22 protein-coding genes and 1 pseudogene are annotated in these 22,721 nt (G+C 70.0%); 6 read left to right on the forward strand and 17 right to left on the reverse strand.

The genetic code is table 11. The features are described from left to right. Positions 1–22: 22 nt before the first annotated feature. The 5 genes from OHS16_RS04860 to OHS16_RS04880 form a co-directional block, all read right to left on the reverse strand. Positions 23–874, reverse strand: coding sequence for an ATP-binding cassette domain-containing protein (locus tag OHS16_RS04860; RefSeq protein WP_328535911.1), 852 nt, complete (start codon positions 872–874; stop codon positions 23–25). Then, on the reverse strand, positions 871–1,908 hold the full coding sequence (locus OHS16_RS04865) for an ABC transporter permease (RefSeq protein ID WP_328535912.1): 1,038 nt from the start codon (positions 1,906–1,908) through the stop codon (positions 871–873). Before OHS16_RS04865 ends, OHS16_RS04860 begins: the two co-directional genes overlap by 4 nt. After that, complete coding sequence (locus tag OHS16_RS04870; protein ID WP_328535913.1) at positions 1,905–2,909, reverse strand: sugar ABC transporter substrate-binding protein; 1,005 nt, start codon at positions 2,907–2,909, stop codon at positions 1,905–1,907. The genes OHS16_RS04865 and OHS16_RS04870 overlap by 4 nt, the downstream gene beginning before the upstream one ends. Positions 2,910–3,025: 116 nt before the next feature. Continuing rightward, entirely contained in the window at positions 3,026–4,018 is a 993-nt protein-coding gene (locus OHS16_RS04875; protein ID WP_328535914.1) for a sugar ABC transporter substrate-binding protein, read from the reverse strand. A 99-nt stretch (positions 4,019–4,117) separates the two neighbouring features. Further along, positions 4,118–4,882, reverse strand: coding sequence for a GntR family transcriptional regulator (locus tag OHS16_RS04880; RefSeq protein ID WP_328535915.1), 765 nt, complete (start codon positions 4,880–4,882; stop codon positions 4,118–4,120). Between the two features lie 76 nt (positions 4,883–4,958). Between OHS16_RS04880 and OHS16_RS04885 the strand changes: the two genes are divergently transcribed. Continuing rightward, entirely contained in the window at positions 4,959–5,963 is a 1,005-nt protein-coding gene (locus OHS16_RS04885) for a Gfo/Idh/MocA family protein (RefSeq protein ID WP_328535916.1), read from the forward strand. Positions 5,964–5,972: 9 nt separating this feature from the next. On the opposite strand, the gene OHS16_RS04890 is transcribed toward OHS16_RS04885, so the two are convergent. The 7 genes from OHS16_RS04890 to OHS16_RS04920 all read right to left on the reverse strand — a co-directional run bounded on the left by OHS16_RS04890 (position 5,973) and on the right by OHS16_RS04920 (position 12,821). After that, positions 5,973–7,190, reverse strand: a complete 1,218-nt coding sequence (locus OHS16_RS04890) for a cytochrome P450 family protein (protein ID WP_328535917.1) — start codon at positions 7,188–7,190, stop codon at positions 5,973–5,975. A 10-nt stretch (positions 7,191–7,200) separates the two neighbouring features. Continuing rightward, the gene (locus tag OHS16_RS04895; protein WP_328535918.1) at positions 7,201–7,623 is read right to left on the reverse strand and encodes a PaaI family thioesterase; all 423 of its coding nucleotides are present in this window, start codon (positions 7,621–7,623) and stop codon (positions 7,201–7,203) included. 11 nt (positions 7,624–7,634) lie between these two features. Next, complete coding sequence (locus tag OHS16_RS04900; protein WP_328535919.1) at positions 7,635–8,816, reverse strand: cytochrome P450 family protein; 1,182 nt, start codon at positions 8,814–8,816, stop codon at positions 7,635–7,637. A 4-nt stretch (positions 8,817–8,820) separates the two neighbouring features. Next, positions 8,821–9,495 (reverse strand): response regulator transcription factor, encoded by a 675-nt coding sequence (locus tag OHS16_RS04905; protein ID WP_328535920.1) that lies wholly within the window; start codon positions 9,493–9,495, stop codon positions 8,821–8,823. Further along, positions 9,492–10,706 (reverse strand): sensor histidine kinase, encoded by a 1,215-nt coding sequence (locus OHS16_RS04910; RefSeq protein WP_328535921.1) that lies wholly within the window; start codon positions 10,704–10,706, stop codon positions 9,492–9,494. The genes OHS16_RS04905 and OHS16_RS04910 overlap by 4 nt, the downstream gene beginning before the upstream one ends. Before the next feature lie 166 nt (positions 10,707–10,872). Next, the gene (locus tag OHS16_RS04915; protein ID WP_443042742.1) at positions 10,873–11,811 is read right to left on the reverse strand and encodes a DMT family transporter; all 939 of its coding nucleotides are present in this window, start codon (positions 11,809–11,811) and stop codon (positions 10,873–10,875) included. Between the two features lie 185 nt (positions 11,812–11,996). Continuing rightward, positions 11,997–12,821: an AIM24 family protein gene (locus OHS16_RS04920; protein WP_328535922.1), complete on the reverse strand. Its 825-nt coding sequence runs from the start codon at positions 12,819–12,821 to the stop codon at positions 11,997–11,999. 179 nt (positions 12,822–13,000) lie between these two features. On the opposite strand from OHS16_RS04920, the pseudogene OHS16_RS04925 reads away from it, so the two are divergent. Further along, positions 13,001–13,724: pseudogene (locus OHS16_RS04925) on the forward strand (SDR family NAD(P)-dependent oxidoreductase). 39 nt (positions 13,725–13,763) lie between these two features. Here OHS16_RS04925 and allB read toward each other — a convergent pair. Beyond that, on the reverse strand, positions 13,764–15,098 hold the full coding sequence (gene allB, locus OHS16_RS04930; protein WP_328535923.1) for an allantoinase AllB: 1,335 nt from the start codon (positions 15,096–15,098) through the stop codon (positions 13,764–13,766). A gap of 339 nt (positions 15,099–15,437) precedes the next feature. Here allB and OHS16_RS04935 point away from each other — a divergent pair, with 339 nt between their 5' ends. Beyond that, the gene (locus tag OHS16_RS04935; RefSeq protein WP_328535924.1) at positions 15,438–16,241 is read left to right on the forward strand and encodes an IclR family transcriptional regulator; all 804 of its coding nucleotides are present in this window, start codon (positions 15,438–15,440) and stop codon (positions 16,239–16,241) included. Positions 16,242–16,392: 151 nt separating this feature from the next. Then, a complete protein-coding gene (gene cpt / locus OHS16_RS04940) occupies positions 16,393–16,926 on the forward strand; it encodes a chloramphenicol phosphotransferase CPT (RefSeq protein ID WP_328535925.1) in 534 nt (177 codons plus the stop codon). A 101-nt stretch (positions 16,927–17,027) separates the two neighbouring features. Here the strand turns inward: cpt and OHS16_RS04945 are convergent, their stop codons facing one another. Further along, positions 17,028–17,384, reverse strand: a complete 357-nt coding sequence (locus tag OHS16_RS04945) for a VOC family protein (protein ID WP_328535926.1) — start codon at positions 17,382–17,384, stop codon at positions 17,028–17,030. 325 nt (positions 17,385–17,709) lie between these two features. After that, entirely contained in the window at positions 17,710–18,072 is a 363-nt protein-coding gene (locus tag OHS16_RS04950) for a DUF5955 family protein (RefSeq protein ID WP_328535927.1), read from the reverse strand. Positions 18,073–18,247: 175 nt separating this feature from the next. On the opposite strand from OHS16_RS04950, the gene OHS16_RS04955 reads away from it, so the two are divergent. Then, positions 18,248–18,871, forward strand: coding sequence for a nucleotidyltransferase family protein (locus OHS16_RS04955; protein WP_328535928.1), 624 nt, complete (start codon positions 18,248–18,250; stop codon positions 18,869–18,871). Between the two features lie 215 nt (positions 18,872–19,086). After that, positions 19,087–20,709 (forward strand): malate synthase A, encoded by a 1,623-nt coding sequence (aceB, locus tag OHS16_RS04960; protein ID WP_328535929.1) that lies wholly within the window; start codon positions 19,087–19,089, stop codon positions 20,707–20,709. Positions 20,710–20,782: 73 nt separating this feature from the next. Here aceB and OHS16_RS04965 read toward each other — a convergent pair whose 3' ends face one another. Together OHS16_RS04965 and OHS16_RS04970 are read right to left on the reverse strand one after the other, a co-directional pair. Then, positions 20,783–21,361: an RBBP9/YdeN family alpha/beta hydrolase gene (locus OHS16_RS04965; protein WP_328535930.1), complete on the reverse strand. Its 579-nt coding sequence runs from the start codon at positions 21,359–21,361 to the stop codon at positions 20,783–20,785. Continuing rightward, positions 21,358–22,698: an MFS transporter gene (locus tag OHS16_RS04970; RefSeq protein ID WP_328535931.1), complete on the reverse strand. Its 1,341-nt coding sequence runs from the start codon at positions 22,696–22,698 to the stop codon at positions 21,358–21,360. Before OHS16_RS04970 ends, OHS16_RS04965 begins: the two co-directional genes overlap by 4 nt. Positions 22,699–22,721 lie beyond the last annotated feature (23 nt).

The following is a 22,721-nucleotide window of genomic DNA, read 5'->3' on the forward strand; positions in this document are numbered from 1 at the left end:
GCCGGGGAGGCGCCCCAGCACCCTATTGGGACGGGTGGCCACCGAGGTGTCTGGGCGACGGAGCCCGCTGGAGTTCATGGCTGAGCTCCTCCAGTTCGCTGCCGCCGGCCATCTGCCGGGTGAGGTCGTCCAGGGTGATGTCGTCCTTGGTGTGGCTACCGAACATGGCGCCGCGTTTCAGCAGGACGAAACGGTCACCCACCAGGTAGGCGTGGTGCGGGTTGTGCGTGATGAGCACCACGCCGAGTCCCGCGTCGCGGGCGGCTGCGACGTACTTCAGCACCACGCCGGACTGCTTGACTCCGAGCGCGGCGGTGGGCTCGTCGAGCACCAGCACCTTCGCGCCGAAATAGACGGCGCGGGCGATCGCCACGCACTGGCGTTCCCCGCCCGACAGGGTGCCGATCGGCTGGTCGACGTCGCGCAGGTCGATGCCCATGCGAAGGAGCTCCGCACGGGTGGTCTCACGCATCGAGCGGACGTCGAGGCGCTTCAGGGGGCCCGCGCCCTTCGTCGGCTCCGAGCCGAGGAAGAAGTTCCGCCAGACCGGCATCAGCGGGACGACCGCGAGGTCCTGGTAGACGGTGGCGATGCCCCGGTCGAGGGCCTCGCGCGGCTTGCCGAGGGATGTCTCCTGCCCCCCGATCAGGAAACGGCCGGCGTCATGCCGGTGCAGCCCTGAGATGATCTTGATGAGGGTCGACTTGCCCGCGCCGTTGTCGCCGAGCACACAGGAGATCTCACCCGCCTTCACGACGAGGGAGACGTCCTCCAGTGCCTTGATGTTGCCGTAGAACTTGCTGACGCCTTCGAGCTCGACCAGCGGCGTGGACCCCTCCGCCGGGTTCGGGTCCTTGGTGGGCTGCTCGGTCATCGCGACGCCTCCGCTCGCTTGCGTACCCAGGCATTGAGCAGGGCGGCCAGCAGCAGCATCGCGCCCAGGAAGAACTTGAACCAGTCGGGATTCCACTCCGCGTACACGATGCCCTTGTTGGTCATACCGAAGATGAAGGCACCGATCGCGGAGCCGATCGCGGAGCCGTAACCACCGGTGATCAGACAGCCCCCGATGACGGCCGCGATGATGTAGGTCAGCTCGTTGCCCACTCCCTCGCCGGACTGCACCGCGTCATAGCTGAACAGCAGGTGCTGGCCGGAGATCCAGGCCGCGAAGGCCACCCCCATGTAGAGGCCGATCCGGGTCTTGACGACGGGGACGCCGACCGCGCGCGCCGCGTCGTCGTTGCCGCCCACCGCGAAGATCCAGTTGCCCGCTCGGGTGCGCAGCAGCACCCAGGTGGCGACCGCGATCAGCGCTGCCCACCACAGGAGGGTCACCTTGAGGTTCACGTCGCCGATGGTGAGCTGGGAGGCGAAGACCTTCCTGGCCGACGGGAACCCCTCCATGTCGCCGATGGACTTCGTGGAGACGGTGCCGCTGATCAGCTTGGTGAACCCGAGGTTGAGACCGGTCAGCATCAGGAAGGTGCCCAGCGTGATGATGAAGCTGGGGAGCTTCGTACGGGTCAGCATGAAGCCGTTGAAGACGCCGAGGGCAAGGGTGACGAGCAGCGAGACCACCACGCCGACCCACACGTTGGCCGTCATCTGGTAGCTGAACATCGAGGAGACGAGCGCCGAGCTGGTCACCATGACCCCGGCCGACAGGTCGAACTCGCCGCCGATCATCAGCAGAGCCACCGGTACCGCCATGATCCCCAGCGTCGATGCCGCGTAGAGGACGGTGGACAGGCTGGAGGGCCGCAGGAAGCTCTCGGCGACGACCGAGAAGAAGACGAACACCGCCACGGCGCCGACGACCGAGCCGAGCTCCGGGCGTCCGAGCAGCCTGCGCAGCAGCGAGGGCCGCAACAGCCGCTCGTCAGGCGCTTCCAGGGTCGCGCTCATCGGGTCCCCCGTTTGGTGTAGTCGGCCAGTGCGCTCGCGTCCTGCTTGGTGATGACCTGCGGTCCGGTGAGGACAGGCAGGCCGCCGCCGAGGACGTTGCGGTTGTACTTGTAGAGCCAGAGCAGGTCGACGGCCTCGTAGCCCTGGAGATACGGCTGCTGGTCCACGGCGAAGCCGAGCGTGCCCTTCTGCAGGGCGTCGGCCACCTTGGCGTTGAGGTCGAAGGTGTCGATCTCGGCCTTGCTGCCCGCGGTGTCCTTCGCCTGGACGGCGGCGTCGGCGAACGGCGCTCCGAGCGTGACGACGGAGTCGATCGACTGGTCCGCCTGGAGCTTCGCCTCGATCGACGACTGCACATCGGGCATGTTGGTGCCGTCGACGTAGATGTTCTGCAGCTTGCCGTGGAAGGTCTTCCTGGCGCCGGCGCAGCGCTGCTCATGACCGACATTGCCCTGTTCGTGCAGGACACAGAGGGCCCTCTTGCGGCCGCGCTTGTTCAGCTCGTTGCCCACGGCCTCGCCGGCGATCGTCTCGTCCTGGCCGATGTGGGTGAGCGCACCGAACTTCTTGGACACCTCGGAGCCCGAGTTCACCGTGATCACCGGGATACCGGCTTTCTCGGCCTTCGCCACGACGGCCTTCATGGAGTCGGGCTTGGCGAGGGTGACGATCAGCCCGTCGACCTTCTGGTCGATCGCGGTCTGCACCAGCTGGGCCTGCTGCTGGCCCTCCTCGCTGTGCGAGTAGAGGAACGTGATGTTGTCCTTGGCGGCGGCCTGCTGGGAGCCCTTCTGGACGATGTCCCAGAAGGTGTCGCCGTCGCCGGAGTGGGTGACCATGGCGAACTTCCACTTGGGGGTGTTCACAGCCGCCTTGCCGACGGCGGCGGCCCGGGCCGCCCGGTCCTCGGCCCGCTTGCCGCCCGTGCTGCTGCATCCCGCCAGGGACAGTCCGACCGCAGCCGCCATCGCCCCGCTGACCCAGCTCCGTACCCTTGCCACGAGGTGGTGCCCTTCTTGCTGTGCGTGTACTTCCTGCCGTACCCGCCGGTGCGGCCGGTGACCGCTCCGGCCAGGACCGGCGGCCCAAGTATGGGTCACGTGTGATCGCACGGCAGTCAGCGGGTACCGCGTGCGGTGTACTTCTCCAGCGCGGGCACATCCTTGCCCGTGACGATCGCGGGTCCGGTGAGCACCGGCCTGCCGCCGCCCAGTACGTTGAGATTCGTCCGGTAGAGCCAGAGTTCGTCGACCGCGAGGTAGCCCTGGAGATAAGGCTGCTGATCCACCGCGAAGCCGACGTCCTTGGCCTTGAGACTCCTCACCACCGCGGCGTTGAGATCGAAGGTGTCGACCTCGGCCTTGCTGCCCGCGTCCCCCTTGGCCTTGACCGCGGCGTCAGCGATGGGCGCACCCAGCGTGACGACCGTGTCGATGTCCTTGTCCGCCTGGAGCTTCGCCTCGATCGACGATGCGGTGGCGGGGGTGTTGGTGCCGTCGACGTTGAGGTTCTCGACCGTGCCCTTGAAGGTTTTCTTCACCCCGGCGCAGCGGTCCTCCAGCGAGACGTTGCCCTGCTCGTGGATGACGCAGAGGGCCTTCTTGCGCCCCCGGGCGTTCAGCTCGTCACCGACCGCCCGGCCGGCCACCGACTCGTCCTGGCCGATGTGGCCGAGGGCGCCGACCTCTTTGCTGTACTGGGCTCCGGAGTTGATGGTGACCACCGGGATTCCGGCCGCGACGGCCTTCTTGACGACTGCCCTGACGGCATCGGGCTTGGCGAGGGTGACCACGATTCCGTCGACCTTCTTGTCGATGGCCGCCTGCACCAGCTGCGCCTGTTCCTTGCCCTCCTCGTCCGCGGAGTACAGGAACTGCACGTTGTCCTTGGCCGCCGCCTGCTTCGCCCCGCTCTGCACGATGTCCCAGAAGGTGTCTCCCTGGCCGGAGTGGGTCACCATGGCGATCTTCAACCGGGGTGTGGTGGCCGACCTGCCGCTGTCCTTTCCGGCCGGCCCGTCCTCGGAGTGCTTTCCGCCCGAGCTGCTGCACCCGGCCACGGCGAGGGTGAGTGCGGCGAGGAGCGCTGCTGCTGTACGGGTCGTACGCATGGGGTCCGCCTTCTCTCCGGCCGCCGGGGTGCGGCAGGGGAGTTCTAACGGCGGGCGCGCGGCCCCGTCAAGACTTTGTCAGAACATTCTTACGAAGTTCTACGGCCGCACCAGCAGCTGGAACTCGAACGCGTATCGCGACGCGCGATAGGTGTGCGTACCGAACTCGACCGCCCGGCCGGTGGCATCGAAGGTGGTGCGCTGCATGGTCAGCAGCGGTGCGCCCACGGGCTCCGACAGGCGCACGCCCTCATCGGCGGTCGCGGCCCTCGCCCCAACCGACTGGCGTGCGCTGTGCAGGGTGATGCCCGCAGCGCGCATCACCCGGTAGAGGCCGCTCGCCTCCAGTTGCGCCGTGTCCAGCGTCAGAAGCCCGTCGGGCAGGTAGTTGCAGAGCTGGGCCATCGGCTCGTCATAGGCGAGCCGGAGTCGTTCGACGCAGCGGACCGGGCCGCCCTCGGGCAGCGCGAGGGCGGCCGCGACCTCGGCGGCGGCCGGGATCGTCTCGTTGCGCAGTACCCGGGTCGTGGGCCGCTGACCGGCGGCGAGCAGGTCGTCGTAGAGACTGCTGAGCTCGAGCGGGCGCTTGACCTGGCTGTGCACCACCTGGGTGCCGACGCCGCGGCGGCGCACGAGCAGGCCCTTGTCGACGAGGCACTGGATGGCCTGGCGGACCGTGGGACGGGAGAGTCCGAGCCGGCCCGCGAGCTCGATCTCGTTGCCGAGAAGGCTGCCCGGGGTGAGCCTGCCACGCTCGATGGCCGATTCCAGCTGCTGGGAAAGCTGGAAGTAGAGCGGGACGGGGCTCGTGCGGTCCACACTGAGCTCAAGGCTGAGGGCGGGGTCGGCCACGGGTTTGGACACGCCCGAAAGCGTAGCCCAGGTCCGGTTGTCAGGACAAAGGCTTGACAGCGGGCTGAGCTGCGGCCACGTTGGGGCCATGCGTATCGGACTGATCGGGACGGGGCGTATCGGCTCCTTCCACGCGGGCGTGCTCAGCGCTCACCGGGATGTGGGCGCCCTGGTCGTGGCGGACACCGAAGGGTCCAGGGCCGCCGAGGTGGCCCAGCGGATCGGCGCCACGGCGGCGCCCTCGGTGGACGAGGTCTTCACCTGGGGGGTGGACGCCGTGGTGATCGCATCGGCGACCTCCTCGCACGCCGAGCTGATCGGCCGCGCCGCACGGGCCGGGCTGCCGGTCTTCTGCGAGAAGCCCATCGCCCTCGATCTGCCCGGCACGCTGGCTGCCCTGCGGGAGGTCGAGACGGCCGGCAGCGTGCTCCAGCTCGGTTTCATGCGCCGCTTCGACGCGGGATACACGGTCGCACGGGAGCTCGTACGGTCCGGGGCGCTGGGCCGGCTTCACACGGTCCGGGCGATCACGTCCGACCCCGCTCCGCCGCCCGCCGCCTATCTGCCTCTCTCCGGCGGGCTCTACCGGGACTGTCTGGTGCACGACTTCGACATGGTGCGCTGGGTGACCGGCCGCGAGGTGGTCGAGGTGTACGCGACCGGCTCCGACGCGGGGCCCGCGATGTTCCGCGAGGCGGGCGACATCGACACCGCAGCCGCGGTGCTGACCCTGGACGACGGTTCGCTCGCCACCGCGACGGCCACCCGCTGCAACGGTGCGGGCTACGACGTACGGCTCGAACTGGCAGGTGAACTCGACCAGGTCTCCGTCGGCCTCGACGACCGTACGCCGATCACATCGACCGAACCCCAGGGTCCGCCCCCCGCCGACAAGCCGTGGCCCGGCTTCCTCGAACGCTTCGCGCCGGCCTATGAGGCCGAACTGGACGCGTTTCTGCGGGTGGCCCGCGGGGAGCTGGACAATCCGTGCGACGGACGGGAGGCGCTGCAGGCCCTGCGGATCGCCGAGGCGTGCGAACGGTCACGGCGCGAGCACCGGCCGGTCCGGATCGAAGAGCTGACCGCGGGCTGAGCCGCAGGACTACCAGGAGACCGGCAGTGCCTGCGGGCCGCGGATCAGCAGTCCGGTGCGCCAGCTGACGGCAGCCGGGTGGATGTCGAGGGCGAGGTCCGCGCAGCGGTCGAGGAGCGAACGGACGGCGATCTTCGCCTCAAGCCGGGCCAGCGGTGCGCCCAGGCAGAAGTGGATGCCGTGTCCGAAGGCCAGATGTCCCTGGGCGTCGCGGCGGATGTCGAAACGGTCCGCATCCGGATAGCGGGCCGGGTCGCGGTTGGCGTCGGACAACGCGACCAGCACGAGTTCGCCGCCGCCGGGGATCACGGTGCCTGCGACGTCGAAGGGCTCGGTGGTGAATCGGTAGGTGGGGGTTTCCACCGGGCCCTCGTAGCGCAGCATCTCCTCGACGGCGTTGTCGATGAGGGTGTGGTCGGTGCGAAGGGCCGCCAGCTGGTCGGGGTGCGTGAGCAGCGCGAGCACTCCGTTGGAGATCAGGTTGACCGTGGTCTCATGGCCGGCGACCAGCAGCAGCCAGGCCATTCCCAGGAGTTCATCCGGCGAGAGCCGGTCGCCGTCCTCGTCCGACGCGTGGATCAGCGCGCTCATCAGATCGTCACCCGGTTGCTGCCGCTTGGACTCGATCAGCGCACCGAGGGTGGCGGGCATGGCCTTGGCCGCGGCCATGCGCTCCTGCGGATCGGTGGCGGCGACGGCGGCATTGGACAAGTCCCTGAAGGTGTCCCGGTCGAGGAACGGCACCCCCAGCAGTTCGCAGATGACGGTCATCGGCAGCGGGAAGGCCAGCGATTGCACGAGATCCGCCGTGCGGGCCGGCCGCGCCAGCATCCCGTCGAGCAGCTCGTCCGTCATCTCCTGTATGCGTGGCGCGAGTTGCGCGACACGCCGGGCGGTGAACTCCCTGGCGACCAGCCTGCGCAGCCGGGAGTGCATCGGCGGATCCGAACTCAGCATGGTGCTGCCCGACGCGACCTGGAAGACACCCAGCGAGGGCGCCGCGTTCTCCCACTGCTTGGAGAGCCGGGGGTCGGCGAGCACGGCGCGGCCCTCCGCATGGCCGACGACCAGCCAGGCCTCCGCGCCCTCGGGCATCCGGATCCGGTGGACAGGCCCCTGCTCGCGCAGACGTGCGTAGACGGGATAGGGGTCCCGGGTGAAGTCCTCGCCGAGCGCGGCGAGGTCGACGACGGCTGCTGCGCCGGTGGCGTTGGTCTCGGTGGTCACGGGCGTCCTCTCAGGACGACGGTGCTGCGGACAGTACGGTCCCCTGCGCGATGGCGCACAGGGCCTCTTCGCCGTCCTCGCCTACGACATACAGGTCGCAGCGGACGGTGGCCTGCCGGCGCCCGGTGTGCATCACCTGGGCGCGGGCTGCCAGGGTCCGGCCGACGGCGGGACGCACATAGCTGATGGAGAAGCCACCGGTCAGCACGGCGGCACCCAGGGTGGTGCCGGCCGCGAAGGTGATGGCGTTGTCGGCGGCGTACGCCAGGACTCCCCCGTGCAGAAACCCGTTCTGCTGGTGCAGCTCCGTACGGCTGTCCACCTCGAGCACCGCCCGGCCGTCGCCGAAAGCGGTGATGCGGGCCTGGACGAGGCGGCTGAACGGCTGTGCCTCGAGGGTCTTGCGGGCGAGTTGGAGATCGAGTTCCTGCATGGCACACCTCTCTACCAGCACACCGGCAGGGTGCGCACTCCGCGGATGAGCAGACCCGGGAGCCACTCGTACGCCCCGCCGTCCGGGTCGAGCGCCAGATCCGGACAGCGTTCGAGCAGCGTGCGGACCGCGATCCGCCCCTCCATCCGGGCGAGCGGGGCGCCCAGACAGAAGTGGATGCCGCGTCCGAAGGCCAGATGCCCCTGCGGGGCCCGGTGGATGTCGAAACGGTCCGGATCCGGATAGCGGGCCGGGTCCCGGTCGGCCGATGCGAGAGAGACCAGGACGTCCTGCCCCGCCGGTATCTCGGTGTCACCGATCCTGACCGGCTCCCGGGTGTGCCGGTACGTCGCGGTCTCCACCGGCCCGTCGTAGCGCAGCATCTCCTCGACGGCGCCGTCGAGAAGGCTCATATCAGCCCGCAGGGCGGCGAGTTGAACGGGATGCGAGAGCAGGGCCCGCATGCCGTTGGAGATCAGATTGACCGTGGTCTCGTGCCCGGCGACGAGCAACAGGAAGGCCATACCAACGAGTTCCCGGGACGACAGCTGGTCGCCGTCCTCGTGCCGGGTCCGGATCAGCGCGCTCAGCAGATCGCCCCTCCGTCCTGTGCTCCGCTTGTCCTCGATGAGCGCGACGAGATACTCGCTCATCGCGGCGACCGCCGCGCTCTCCTGGCCGGGGCCGGTCGGGGCGACCATCTCGTTGGACCACCGGCGGAACGCCGCCCGGTCCAGGTCGGGTACACCGAGCAGTTCGCAGATGACCGTCATGGGCAGCGGGAAGGCCAACGAATCCACCAGGTCGGCCCTGCGGTCCCGCCGGGCGAGCATGGTGTCGGCGAGGTCGTCGGTGATCTGCTGGACCCGCGGGCGCAGCGCCTCGACCCGGCGGGTGGTGAACTCCCGTGCCACCAGCCTGCGCAGCCGGGTGTGCTGAGGCGGATCGGTGTCCAGCATGTTGGAGAACAGCCCCTGCGACTCGTCCAGCCAGTCCCCCATGACCCTCGGGTCCTTGGCCAGCCGCGTGTCCGCCAGCGCGGCCCGCGCCTCCTCGTACCCCACGACCAGCCAGACGCCATCGGCTTCACGGGTACGGATACGGTGCACGGGACCGGCGGCGCGCATCTTCTCGTAGTAGGGATACGGGTTGGCACGGAAGTCCTCGGCGTGCTCCCGCAGATCGGTCTCCATCCGGTCAGCCTACGTCCGTGTCCCGGTCGAGGAGGCCCGCATCGTGCACCAGCAGCGCGATCTGGACACGGTTGTTGAAACCGAGACGGGCCAGGATGCGCGACACATGCGTCTTGACTGTCGGCACGCTCATGTAGAGCGCCGCCGCGATGCCCGCGTTGGACTGGCCGCGCCCGACCCCGACCGCCACCTCCCTTTCGCGAACGCCCAGTTGACCCAGCCGCGCCCGGGCGCGATCGGTCCTGTCGCCGGGGGCGGAGTCCGCCACCCGCGACATCAACTGCCGGGTGACCGCAGGGGAGAGCACAGGTTCACCGGCCACCACCCGGCGCACCGCGGTGACGATGTCGGCGGGCGGCGTGTCCTTGAGTACGAACCCGGCGGCCCCCGCGCGCAGCGCCCGTACGACCTGTTCGTCGGCGTGGAAGGTGGTCAGGACGATCACGTCGGGGGCGCCGGGCCTGGACCGCAGCCGCTCGGTGGCGGTCAGCCCGTCCACGCCCGGCATCCGGATGTCCATCAGCACCACATCGGGGTGGACATCGGCCACCAGTGCGGCCACCTCGGATCCGTCCGCCGCCTCACCGACGATCTCGATGCCGTCGGCGCCGCCGAGCATGAGGGCGAGTCCGGCGCGTACGAGTGGGTCGTCGTCGACGACGAGCAGCCTGATGGTCATGCGGGCCACGGTAGCCAGGCATCGACCCGGAAGCCGCCGTCGTCCCCCGCTCCGTGTTCGAGCCGCCCGCCGGCCAGGGTGGCGCGCTCCGTCAGTCCGATCAGCCCCTGACCGGACCCCGGCACCTCGGGCACATCCGACGGCGGGGCGGGATTGCGCACCTGGATGGTGAGCCCGTTGCCCGGGCTGCCCTCCACCGTGACGGTGACCTCGGCCCCCGGGGCGTGCTTACGGGCGTTGGTGAGCCCTTCCTGGGCGATGCGGTAGGCGGTACGGCCGGTGGCCGCGGGGACACCGGCCGGATCGGCCACGCGATGGGCGAGGGCAACCTTCATTCCGGCCTGCCGGGATTCGTCCACCAGGGCGTCCAGCGAGGCGAGGGTGGGCTGCGGGCGGTTCTGCTCTCCCTCCCCCGGGGTCCGCAGCACTCCGATGATCTCCCGGAGATCCTGCAGCGCCTCATGGGCGCTGTCCCTGATCACCCCGGCGGCGCGGGCCACCTCGGCCACCGGTGCGCCGGGACGGAATTCCAGGGCGCCCGCGTGGACGCTCAGCAGGGTCAGCCGGTGGGCCAGCACATCGTGCATCTCACGGGCGATGGCCTCCCGGGCGAGCCGCTGCGCCTGCTCGGCGCGCAGATCCGCCTCCGCCTCGGCGCGCCGCGCACGGTCGCGCAGCACCACGACGAGCTGACGGCGGGAGCGCACGACCATGCCCCAGGCGATCACCAGCAGGACCAGCACCGTGCCCGCCAGGGCCGAGACGGTCCAGGAGCTGGTGGGGTCGGGGCGCAGCCAGGCCTGCACCACTCCGCTCGCCACGGCCGCGGCCGCGACCAGGGCGGCGGGCCGGAACGGCCGGTGCACGGCCAGGCTGAACAGCCCGACGAGCAGAGCGCCCGATGCGAGCGGCGCGATGGCGGTGACAACGACCAGCGCCACGGCGAGTGCTACCGGGCGACGCCTGCGTACCCACAGGGCGCCGCAGGCGGCCGCCCCCGCCAGCAGGTCGGCGAGGAGGACCGGGGTGGACTCCTCGGCCCCGGCGGTGAGTGAGTCCAGCGTCAGCAGACCGATGCCCAGGGCGATCAGGAAGGCGGTGGTGTCCACGACCCAGTCGCGCAGGGTTCGGCGCGGCCGCTCCCGCTCGGCCGGCAGCTCCGGATCCGCGAGGGCCGAAGGCAGCAGCCAGGAGTACTCCGAACGCGTCATGAGGTCACGCTACGCAGACCTGCCCGCGGACGGTGTCACGGCGGCCGAAGCGGAGACCGAAGTCGGGCAGGCTCAGACTTTCGGCCGAGCGGCCCGGCCACCTGGCCGGCTGCGCGGGGCCGTGACCAGGACCTCCGCGGTGGCGCATCGGGAGAGACGGGCTGCCTCAGGCGTCCCGGGTGGCCGAGCGGCGCCCCCAGGCGGTCCCCGCGAGAACCAGCAGCCCCCCGCAGAGGCCGACGGCACCCAGCCGGTCACCGCCGATCGCGATGCCGGCCGCTGCCGCCCAGAGCGGCTCTGTTCCCAGAAGCAGGCTGACGCGCGACGGAGAGGTGCGGCGGACCGCCCACATCTGCACGAAGAAGGCGAGGAGAGTGCAGAACACGGAGAGGAAGAGCAGCCCGGCCCACTCGTGTGCGCCGAAGCCCGCTGCCACCCGCCAGGGGGCTTCGCCGGCGCCGGGAACCGCTGCCAGCACGGCGAACACCAAGACGGCCGACCCCAGTTGGACGGTGGTCAGCGGCAGTGAGCCGGCCCCCCTGACCGCCTTGATCCGGGACATCGCCAGCACATGGGCCGTACGGGCGATGGCGGCCAGCAGCATCAGCAGATCACCGGCCGACGGGGCGGTGAAACCACCGCTCTGGCTCAGCAGCACCACGCCGAGAACGGAGAGCCCAGCGGCGGCCAGGAACCCTCGGGACGGCGCGGTCCTGGTCACCGCTGCCTCGGTGAGCGGGGTGAAGATCATGGTGAGGCTGATGATGAGACCGGCGTTGGTCGCCGATGTGTGGACCACCCCGTAGGTCTCCAGCAGGAAGATCCCGCTGAGGATCAGCCCGAGCAGCCCCGCTCCCCGCCACTGTGCCGCGGTCAGCACGCGCAGCCTGTGCAGGCCGGCCACCGCGAGAACCGGCAGAACGATCGCGAACCGCAGCACGAGCACGGCCACCACGGTGGCCGGCGTGGTGATGTCCTTGGCCGCCAGATAGCTGGCGCCCCACACCACGGCCACCAGCAGGACCGGCAGATCGGTCAGCCAGGCCCGGCGCGGGGCGAGGGCGGGTACGGGCACGGCGATCGACGTCAACGGGGTCTCCAGCATCCGCTGCGGGGCGCGGACGCCATCGGCCGGCACGTGGGCCGACCACCGTATCCGGACGAGACCGCTCGGATCCCGCAGACGGGCACACCCGCACCGCAGTGAAGCGGCCCGTGCCGGCTCCGCTGCCAACACCGGGCTCGCTCCGCTCGGCATGCCGGCGCCCGCGGAGCGCCTCGTGCGCGCTGCTATCCGGCGTTGGTGGAGAACAGCCCGCCCGTCGGCCCCTGCTTGTCGCCGCCTTGCGCCTTCTTCAGCGCGTTGGCCAGACCCTCGATGGTGAGCGACTGGAGAATCACCCGGCCGTTGCCCTCCAGGGTGGCGAGCGACAGGCCCTCACCGCCGAAGACCGCGTTCATCATGCCCTGGCGGTTCAGGCCGCCGATGCGCTGCACTCCGTATTCGATGCCTTCCTCGAAGGCCACGATGCAGCCGGTGTCGACCTCGATGCGGCCACCGAAGTCCGCCGGGTTGAGGTCGATGAAATTTCCCGCACCACAGATGATCACAGTGCCGCGACCGGTGAACTTCTCCAGGATGAAGCCCTCGCCGCCGCTGCGCCCCGCTCTGCCGCCCTGCCAGGCGATACCGAAGTCGACGGTGGACTCGGCGGCGACGAAGGCGTCCTTCTCGGCGAACCACGCACGACCGCCGGTGAGTTCGAGGGCGCGCATCTCGCCGGGGAGTACCCCAGCGAAGCCGACGGTGCCCTCACCGCCGGTGGAGGTGAAGTACTGGAAGGCGAGCGACTCCCCCGCGATGGCTCGCTGGCCGGCCTGCATGGCGGTGCCCATGGCCTGCCGGAGCATGCCACCCATGCCGCCAGCCTGCCCCGGCTGGCCGCCCTGTGGCCTGCCGCCACCGGCGCCGGGTCCGGAAAGGCGGGTCTCCATCGTGACGTTCGCCGTCTTGAACAGGAACTTCCCGGCCTCGCAGTAGACGGTCTGGCCGGGCTGAAGGCTGACGACGGCCATCTGCATGGCAGTGCCGACGATCTCTTGCTGCAGGGTCACTGCCGGTTTCTCCTGACGGTCTCGGACGGATAGCTGCGGTACCGGCGTACCACCCGGTCAACGGCGACCCGGACGCTGAGGTTCCGCCCCGGGACCCGACGTCCGTTTACCGCCGGTGCCGGAGGGCGTACGCGGCTTTGCTCGAAGGCGCACACACACTACCGACGAAGGAGTACGGAATGTCTTCACTGAACGGCAGAGCGGCACTGGTGACGGGCGGCAGCAGGGGAATGGGCGCCGCTGTCGCTCTGCGGCTGGCCCGGGAGGGCGCCGATGTGGCGATCACCTACGCACAGGACGAGACCGCGGCCAAGGAGGTCGTTGCCGCGGTCGAATCGACGGGCAGCAGGGCGCTGGCACTGCGGACCGACGCGGCGGCGGCGGTCGCCAGGGCCGCCGAGGGTTTCGGGGGTCTCGACATCCTGGTCAACAACGCGGGCGTCGGTGTGCTCGGCCCCATCGGTGACCTCTCGGCGGACGACGTGGACCGTACGCTCGCGGTCAATGTGCGGGAGGTCTTCCTCGGCTGCCGAGCGGCGGCCGGTCTGCTGCGTCCGGGCGGACGGATCGTGTCGACCGGCTCAGCCCTGGCCCGCTATGCGGGTGGCCCCGGCGGCACCCTCTACGCCATGAGCAAGTCCGCACTCGGCGGGCTGACCAGATCACTCGCCCGGGAGCTGGGGGGGCCGGGGCATCACGGTCAACCTGATCCACCCCGGCCCGGTCGACACCGACATGAATCCGGCTGAAGGGCCGTTCGCCGAAGCGCAGCGGGCGGCGACGGCACTCGGCCGCTTCGGGAGCGTGCACGAGGTCGCCTCGCTCGTCGCGTATCTGGTCAGCGACGGGGCGGCGTACATCACGGGGGCCGAGCTGGTGGTGGACGGCGGGCACTCGGCATAGCACCCCGGGCCCGCCGCCCGGCCCGGTGAGGGGGCCCGGTCAGCTCCTGTCCAGCAGCCGGCCGGTGGGCTCAGTGAGCGTGCCGTCCGACGCGATCCGCACACCCCTCAGCCAGGTCGACCTCACCACTCCGTGCAGGGTCTTGCCCGCGTAGGCGGTCACCGGGTTGCGGTGGTGCAGTGCGGCCGGGTCGACGGTGAAGGTCTCCTCGGGGGCGAGGACCGCGAAGTCTGCGTCGCGGCCGGGCGCGATGGCGCCCTTCTGTTCCAGGCCCACCAGGTTCGCGGTGGCCGTGGACATCCAGCGGACGACGTCCTCGAGGGACCGGCCCCGGCGCCGGGCCTCGGTCCAGATCGCGGGGAGGCTGAGCTGGAGCGAGGAGATACCGCCCCAGGCGGTCGCGAAGTCGTCGGTCTTCAGATCTGCGGTGGACGGCGAATGGTCCGTGACGATGCAGTCGATGGTGCCGTCCGCCAGCGCGTCCCAGAGCAGATCCTGGTTGGCCGCCTCGCGGATGGGCGGGCAGCACTTGAACTCGCTTGCGCCGTCCGGGACTTCCTCGGCAGTCAGGGTGAGGTAGTGCGGGCAGGTCTCGACGGTGAGCCGGACGCCCGCCCGCTTGGCGGCTGCCACCAGCGGCAGGGCGTCGGACGAGGAGAGATGCAGGACATGGACCCGGGCGCCGATGCGCTGCGCGACGTCGATCAGAGCCTCGATCGCGGTGTTCTCGGAGACGCGCGGCCGGGTGGCCAGATAGTCCGCGTACTTGGGGCCACTGAGGTGCGGGGCGGCATCCAGTTCGTGCGGGTCCTCCGCGTGCACGATCAGCAGACCGCCGAACCCGGCGATCTCGGTCATCGACGCGGTGAGCTGCTGCTGGTCGAGTTCGGGGAACTCCTCGACCCCGGAGGGCGAGAGGAAACACTTGAAACCGAAGACTCCCGCGTCGTGCAGCGGGCGCAGATCCTTGACGTTGCCGGGCAGAGCGCCGCCCCAGAAGCCGATGTCGACATGCGCCTTGCTGCGCGCGACCTCCTGCTTGGTCCGGAGGTTGCCGACCGTGGTGGTCGGCGGAAGCGAGTTGAGCGGCATGTCCACGAGTGTGGTGATGCCGCCGGCGGCCGCCGCGCGGGTGGCGGTCCAGAAGCCCTCCCACTCGGTGCGGCCTGGGTCGTTCACATGGACATGGGTGTCGACGAGACCGGGGAGCAGCACGTCGTCGCCGAAGTCCTGCAATGTCGCGCCGGCCGGCACCGGGGCGTCGTGAGGCAGCACCGCCGTGATCTTCCCGCGGGCGACGGAGACCGCCGCTGCGCGCGTTCCGTCCGGAGTGATGACCCGCGTCGAGCGCAGTACCAGTTCGGTGTCGGACACCCGAGCTCCTCTTTCTGCCGCCGTACGATGTGCTGCGGCCGTTCCGGCCGACCGGCCGGAACGGAGAATTCAACGTTCTGTTGAACGAGTCTTCACTTCGGGCCGCGAGCAGTCAAGGGCGTCAGAACGCTTGGATGTTTCCACAAAGTGAAAGTATAATTTCGCCACCCGGAACGTATGTCCTGTGCCTTCAGTGGCGCCGGAGCACACACATCCGGCCGCCCGACCCGGACAAAGCGTGCCTGACCGGCCAGAACAACCGTCTCGTCACCGAGGTGACGTGGAATACGGCCCGGTAGGCTGGCGCCTTGCCCCGCCCGCCTCGAAAGGACCGCCGCCGTGCCGCAGTCCCACACCAGCGCAGCCGACTCCAAGCCCGCCGCGGCGAGCGGTGGCGTGCAGTCCCTGGAGCGCGCCTTCGACATGCTGGAGCGGATGGCCGACGCGGGAGGCGAGGTCGGCCTCAGCGAGCTCTCGGCCAGCAGCGGTCTGCCGCTGCCTACCATCCACCGGCTGATGCGCACCCTGGTCGCCTGCGGTTACGTACGCCAGCAGCCCAACCGGCGCTACGCACTGGGGCCGCGCCTGATCCGGCTCGGCGAGTCCTCGGCCCGGCTGCTCGGAACCTGGGCGCGGCCCTATCTGGCACGTCTGGTCGAGGAGACCGGCGAGACGGCGAACATGGCGCTGCTCGACGGCGACGAGGTCGTCTACGTCGCACAGGTGCCTTCGAAGCACTCGATGCGGATGTTCACCGAGGTGGGACGACGGGTGCTGCCGCACTCCACCGGTGTGGGCAAGGCCCTGCTCGCGCACGCCTCGCCCGCCGAGGTGAGAGCGCTGCTCGCCAGGACCGGCATGCCGTCCGCCACCGAGAAGACGATCACCACCCCCGAGGGGTTCCTGGACGCGCTCGACACGGTCCGCCGGGCCGGGTACGCGGTCGACGACAACGAGCAGGAGATCGGCGTCCGCTGCCTGGCCGTCCCGGTCCCCAACTCCCCCACCGCGGCGGCGATCTCGATCTCGGGACCGGCCGGCCGGGTGACCGAGGAGGCGACCGGAAGGATCGTGCCGATCCTCCAGGGCATCGCCCAGGAACTCTCGGCGACCCTCGCCAGCGCCGGACCCCAGCACGGCTAGCGCCTCTCGTTCGGAACAGTGCCGGGCCCGGCAGTATCCGGACCAAGGGCCCTGACGCTGCGACCGGGAACGGCGCCACGGCGGGTACCGGCGGGGCGGGCTTGCCGATAACCGCTTCCAGCTCCGTGGCGATTGCCCCTACCGTGAGCCGGTGACAACTCAGGTGATCGTGTTGAACGGCGGGTCCAGCTCGGGCAAGTCCGGGATCCTCCGTTGCCTGCAGGCGGTATTGCAGGACCCCTGGCTTGCCGCCGCGGTCGACGCGCTGATCGAGGCGATGCCCGCTTCCCTGCAGACATCGGACGCCGGAATCGAACTCGCGGCCGACGGCAGTGTGAATGTCGGAACGTCATTCCGTGAGCTCGAAGCCGCATGGATGGAGGGGGTCGCCGCGATGGCCCGTGCAGGCGCCCGGGTCATCGTCGATGACGTCTTCCTCGGCGGGGCGACGTCCCAGGAGCGGTGGCAGAAGGCTCTTGACGGACTGGATGTGCTCTGGGTCGGCGTGAGGTGCGAGGCAACGGTCGCCGCAGGCCGCGAGGCCGCCCGCGGGGACCGGGTCCGGGGTATGGCCGCAGCGCAGGCGGAGTTGGTCCACCGGGGCGTGGTCTACGACCTGGAGGTCGACACCACGCACACGGAGTCCCTGGACTGTGCGCGGGCTGTCGCCGCCCAGGTCACGTGATCGAAACCGGTCCTGCGACCGGAAGGCCGGGACGGCGGCTCCCGCCGGCCATCGCGACCATCAGGTCTGCATGTACAGGTCACGGCGGGACCGCCGCCATCTCATCCGTCGCGCCGGTGGCTCACCACATTGACCACCTTGCCGTTGGGATCGCGGACGAAGAACCGGCGTACGCCCCACTCCTCGTCCTGCAGCGGATGCACGATCTCGGCACCCGCCGCGACCACGGCCGCGTGCACGGTGTCGACATCCTCGACCTCGATGGAGAGGTCGGGCTGGACGGCCGCCGACTCGTCATGGGTGGTGAAGGTGAGCTGGGCGGTCGGGTTGGCGGGCGAGGCGAGCGTCATCACCCAGCCCTGGTTCATGACTTCCCGCAGCCCGATGAGGCCGTAGAAATCCCTGCTTGCCCCCATGTCCCCGGTCGAGAAGTCCGGCACCACTCGGCGTACTGTCATCGGCCACATCCCTCGGATCGGTCCGTGTTCGGATGACCAGACTGGCATCCCGGGCTGTGACCGGCGAAAGCGGACTCAGGAGTGGCGCATGACCATCTGGGTGAACGGCGCATTCGGGAGCGGGAAGACCACTCCGGTCCGGGAGTTGCATTGCGCGGTTCCCCGATGCCCTGGTCTTCGACCCGCCGGCCTCATGGGTCCGCCCGTCGACGCGCGAGGCCAGTACACCGGCTGGTACATCAGGGAAGAAGTGCCGCACCGGCACCCCAGCCCGCTCCAGATCTCGGCGACGGGAGCCCGCACGCTCCTGAGAGCGGGGCAGCCCTCAGCCTCTAGGGTGGCCCTGACCGTGATGGTCCTGCCCCTGGGCCGTGCCGTGGCCCTGCGGGATTCCGAACAGCTCGACTGCGTTGCGTACCTCACTGAGGGCCGCGGCCAGTGCGCTCACCGAGCCGATCGCCCCCGCGACCAGGAGCAGCGAACGGCGCAGCCGCAGGATTTCGGGGACTCCGCTCAGCGCCATCGCGTCCAGCGAGGCGAGCTCGTCCTCGGCGATCGCACGGTCGGGGAACTCGGCTGGATGGGAGGCCAGTTCGCGGCGCAGCCGGGAGACCGATAAGCGCAGCTCCAGCACTCTCGGATCCTCGCCGCTGCCGGTCACCCGTCTCTGCCCCACGCTTCGCAACAAAGCTCTCCCCCTCGCACAACGCTGTGCTGGTGTCGTCCGCACACGATTCGACCCCTGTCCGGCGCTGGTCGGACACCGTGGGTCGCCGCCAGTTAACGCCACTACACACCGTTCCCGCCACTCCACAGACCGAATTCATCGCGACCTCCAGGTGTCCATGAGGTATCCAGGCCTGATGACGGATTCAGAGACGGATTCCACGAAACGCGCAGAACCCGTGGTGGCCGGGCTGCTGCTCGCGGCGGGCGGCGGCAGGCGGCTCGGCGGACGGCCGAAGGCCCTGCTGGAACACCGCGGCCGGCCGTTGGCCGAATATGCGTTGCACATCCTGCGAGAGGGTGGCTGCGGGCCTGTGCACGTGGTGCTCGGCGCCGAAGCGGCCGAAGTGGGACAGCGGGTGGATCTCTCCGGCAGCACGCCCGTCGACAACCCGGACTGGGAACAGGGCATGGGCTCGTCGCTGCGGGCCGGCCTGGCCTCGCTCAGCACGTCCGGCGCCGATGCCGCACTTGTCCTGCTGGTCGACCAGCCCGGTATCGGGGCAGAGGCGGTGGCGCGGGTGCGCGGCGCCTGCCGCTCCCGGTCGAGCCTGGTCGCGGCCGCGTACGACGGCCGGCGCGGGCACCCCGTTTTGTTCGGCGCCGACCGCTGGGGGGACATCGCGTCGAGCGCCGTGGGCGACCGGGGGGCGCGCGACTATCTGAAGGCGCACGAGGAGGAGATCACGCTGGTGGAGTGTTCCGACGTCGCTCAGGCGTATGACATCGATACCGTCGACGACCTGATCCACTTGGAGTGATCGGCCTGGCACTCAGCGACAACTTCTGTCGATACGGAGAATCTCGATGTCAACAGAGCGTTGAACTTCCACCATGAGGAAACTAGTATCCACACGTCAGAAGCGCCCTGTACCCCACACGGCGCCCGCGACCGCATTGAGGCCCCATGGCACCGCGTGCCATGCACGAGCGTCCGGCGGCCGTCAGGCACCGCTCGCTGAAGGAGTGACCGCTCATGTCCGCACCAGCGCCGTCCCCGCTGGCCATCGTCGATGCCGAGCCCCTGCCCCGGCAGGACGAGGTCCTCACCGATGCGGCCCTTGCCTTCGTGGCTGAGCTGCACCGGCAGTTCACGCCCCGCCGTGACGAGCTGCTCGTCCGCCGAGGCGAGCGCCGCGCCGAGATCGCCCGCACCTCTTCGCTCGATTTCCTGCCGGAAACCGCGCGCATCCGTGCCGACGACAGCTGGAAGGTCGCACCGGCCCCCGCCGCGCTGAACGACCGCCGCGTCGAGATCACCGGCCCGACCGACCGCAAGATGACGATCAACGCCCTCAACTCGGGTGCCAGGGTCTGGCTCGCGGACTTCGAGGACGCTTCGGCCCCCACCTGGGAGAACGTCGTCACCGGCCAGCTCAACCTGACCGACGCCTATGAGCGCCGGATCGACTTCAAGGACGGGAAATCCGGCAAGTCGTACGCGCTCAAGCCTGCCGACGAGCTGGCGACCGTGGTCATGCGACCGCGCGGCTGGCACCTCGACGAGCGCCACCTCCAGCTGGACGGCCGCGCTGTTCCCGGCGCCCTGGTCGACTTCGGCCTGTACTTCTTCCACAACGCCGAGCGCCTGATCGAGCTGGGTAAGGGCCCGTACATCTACCTCCCGAAGACCGAGTCCCACCTGGAGGCGCGCCTCTGGAACGAGATCTTCGTCTTCGCGCAGGACTACGTCGGAATCCCGCAGGGCACCGTCCGCGCGACCGTTCTGATCGAGACGATCACCGCGGCCTACGAGATGGAGGAGATCCTCTACGAGCTGCGCGACCACGCCTCCGGGCTGAACGCCGGCCGCTGGGACTACCTCTTCTCGATCGTCAAGAACTTCCGTGACGGCGGCTCCAAGTTCGTCCTCCCGGACCGTAATCTGGTCACCATGACCGCCCCGTTCATGCGCGCGTACACCGAACTCCTGGTCCGCACCTGCCACAAGCGCGGCGCTCACGCGATCGGCGGGATGGCGGCCTTCATCCCGTCGCGCCGCGACGCCGAGGTCAACAAGGTCGCCTTCGAGAAGGTCAAGGCGGACAAGGACCGCGAGGCAGGTGACGGCTTCGACGGATCCTGGGTCGCCCACCCCGATCTGGTGCCCATCGCCATGGCCTCCTTCGACGCGGTCCTGGGCGAGAAGCCCAACCAGAAGGAGCGGCTGCGCGAGGACGTCTCGGTCGCGCCCGGCGATCTCATCGCCATCGACTCGCTCGACGCGAAGCCCACGTACAGCGGTCTCGTCAACGCGGTGCAGGTCGGCATCCGTTACATCGAGGCGTGGCTGCGTGGCATGGGCGCCGTCGCCATCTTCAACCTGATGGAGGACGCCGCCACCGCCGAGATCTCGCGTTCGCAGATCTGGCAGTGGATCAACGCCGACGTGGTCTTCGAGAACGGCGAACGCGCCACGGCGGACCTGGCGCGGAAGATCGCCGCGGACGAACTGTCGGCCATCCGCGACGAGATCGGCGCGGAAGCCTTCTCCGCCGGCAGGTGGCAGCAGGCGCACGACCTGCTGCTGACGGTGTCGCTGGACCAGGACTACGCGGACTTCCTGACGCTCCCGGCGTACGAGCAGCTGCGGGGCTGAGCCGCCGTCCGGCCCGCGCCTGTGCCCCGGTCACGCCGAGCTGTCCGGGGCACAGGTGCGGGTCGCCCGCTCGTCAACCCTGTTCGATCTCGCGAATCAGTTCCTCCGCCTGCGGCCACGGTCCGTAGCCCGAGGCGTGGTTGAGATGCCCGACCTCACCGAGCCGGACGAGGCGGCTGCCCCAGGACTCGGCGAGCCGGGCGACGCGCACCGCGCGGCCCAGCGGGTCGTTGCTGCTCGCCGCGACGACGCTGGGGAACGGCAGGGCGGTCCGCGGGGTGGGTGTCCAGCCGTTGCGGCCGAGCACTTCGGGGGTCGGGTAGCCCTCCGGCAGCGGGGTGTCGAAGTCCGGAGGGGTCGCCAGCAGTGCGCCCACGACCGGGCGTCTGCTGCCCCGCGCCCAGTGCACGGTGGTCATCACCCCGGCGCTGTGGGCGACCAGCACCAGGGGGCCGGGGACTGCTGCGACCACCCCCTCCAGGGCTGCGACCCTTGCCGCACGGCTGAGCTGGTTCTCCGTCAGCGGTGTGACGGTGTGCACGCTGCGCCCGGCGGCGGTCAGCCGCTCTGCCAGCAGGGTCTGCCAGTGGTCGGGGACGTGGTCACGCAGTCCTGGTACGACCACGATCGTGGCCCCGGTGCGGGCGCTCATGCGGTCGCCGCCGCTGCCTGGGCGGGCGCAGGGGCGGCGAGGGCGGTCAGCCGGGTGATGTCGCGCTCGTAGTACCGGCGCCCGACCACGAAGGCCAGCGCGGGGACGGCTGCGATCAGCGGCACCAGCCTCAGCGCACCGAGCAGTCCGAGGTGGTCCGCGACCATGCCGGTCACCGCTGACCCCGGGGCCAGCCCGAGCAGACTGTTGGCCAGGGTCAGGGTGCCGAAGGCCGTACTGGAGATGGCTCCTGGGGTCAGGTTGGCCACCATCGCGGCGGCCGGGCCGGCCGTTGCTCCCGACACCAGAGCTCCTGCTGCGAGCAGGAGCATCTGCGCCGTGCCGGTCGTTGCGCGGAAGGCTGCCGTCAGCAGGACGAGGGAAAGGAAGCTGCAGACTATCGCCGTGGCCCACCTACGGATCTGTAGCGTCCGGCCGATGCGGTCGGCGACGGCACCGCCGATGATCATGCCGGCCCCGATGAGGAGCGCGAACAGGCCGGCGGTCACACCCGCCTTGGCGGTGGGCATGTGGTAGTAGCGGTTGAAGAAGCTGGGCAGCCAGGCCAGCAGCGCCCCGGGTATGAACAGTTGGAGGCCGCTGCCGACATAGGCGCTGACCACCGAGACCGAGGAGAAGAGCTGCGGCAGGAGGGACCGCAGCCGGGCCTTGGCATGCTCCTCGGGGCGGTCGTCGGAGGCGTCCCGTCGCGGGTCGAGCCGGTTCTCGGTGACGACCACGGCGAAGGCCGCGGCCAGGGCAAGTCCGAAGAACGCCATCACGCCGAACGCCCAGCGCCAGCCGAAGTGCTGCGCGATCGCGCCGCCGAGCGCCACGCCCAGCACCGAGCCGAACGCTCCTCCGGCGATGAACGCCCCGGAGAGGGTGGCCCTGAGGCGGGCCGGGAAGACGCTGAGGACGACCGCGATGCCGATGCTGCCGTACGCGGCCTCACCGATGCCGACGAACAGCCGGCCGAGGAACATCTCCCCGTAGCCGGCCGCCACTGCGCAGACGAGCGTGGCCAGGCTCCACATCACTGCGGCGACCACCAGACTGCGCACCCGCCCCCAACGGTCCGCCAGGAGGGACATCGGGAAAGTCAGCAGAGCGACAGCCAGCGCCACCACGCCGCTGAGCGAGCCCAGCTTCGCGTCGGTGAGACCCCATTCCGCCTTCAGCAACGGGAAGACCGCATTGAGTACCTGCCGCGACATGTAGTCGGACAGCAGCAGCCCGAAACTCAGGGCGAAAACAGTCCAGGCGTAGCGCCGGGAGACAGCCGGTGCTGGGGAGTCGATCCCGGGCGCCGGATCCGCCGTGGTTGGGATACTCATCGATACCACCTCCTATGATCCTG

It is taken from the genome of Streptomyces sp. NBC_00344 (genome assembly GCF_036088315.1).
In the GTDB taxonomy this organism is placed as follows: domain Bacteria; phylum Actinomycetota; class Actinomycetes; order Streptomycetales; family Streptomycetaceae; genus Streptomyces.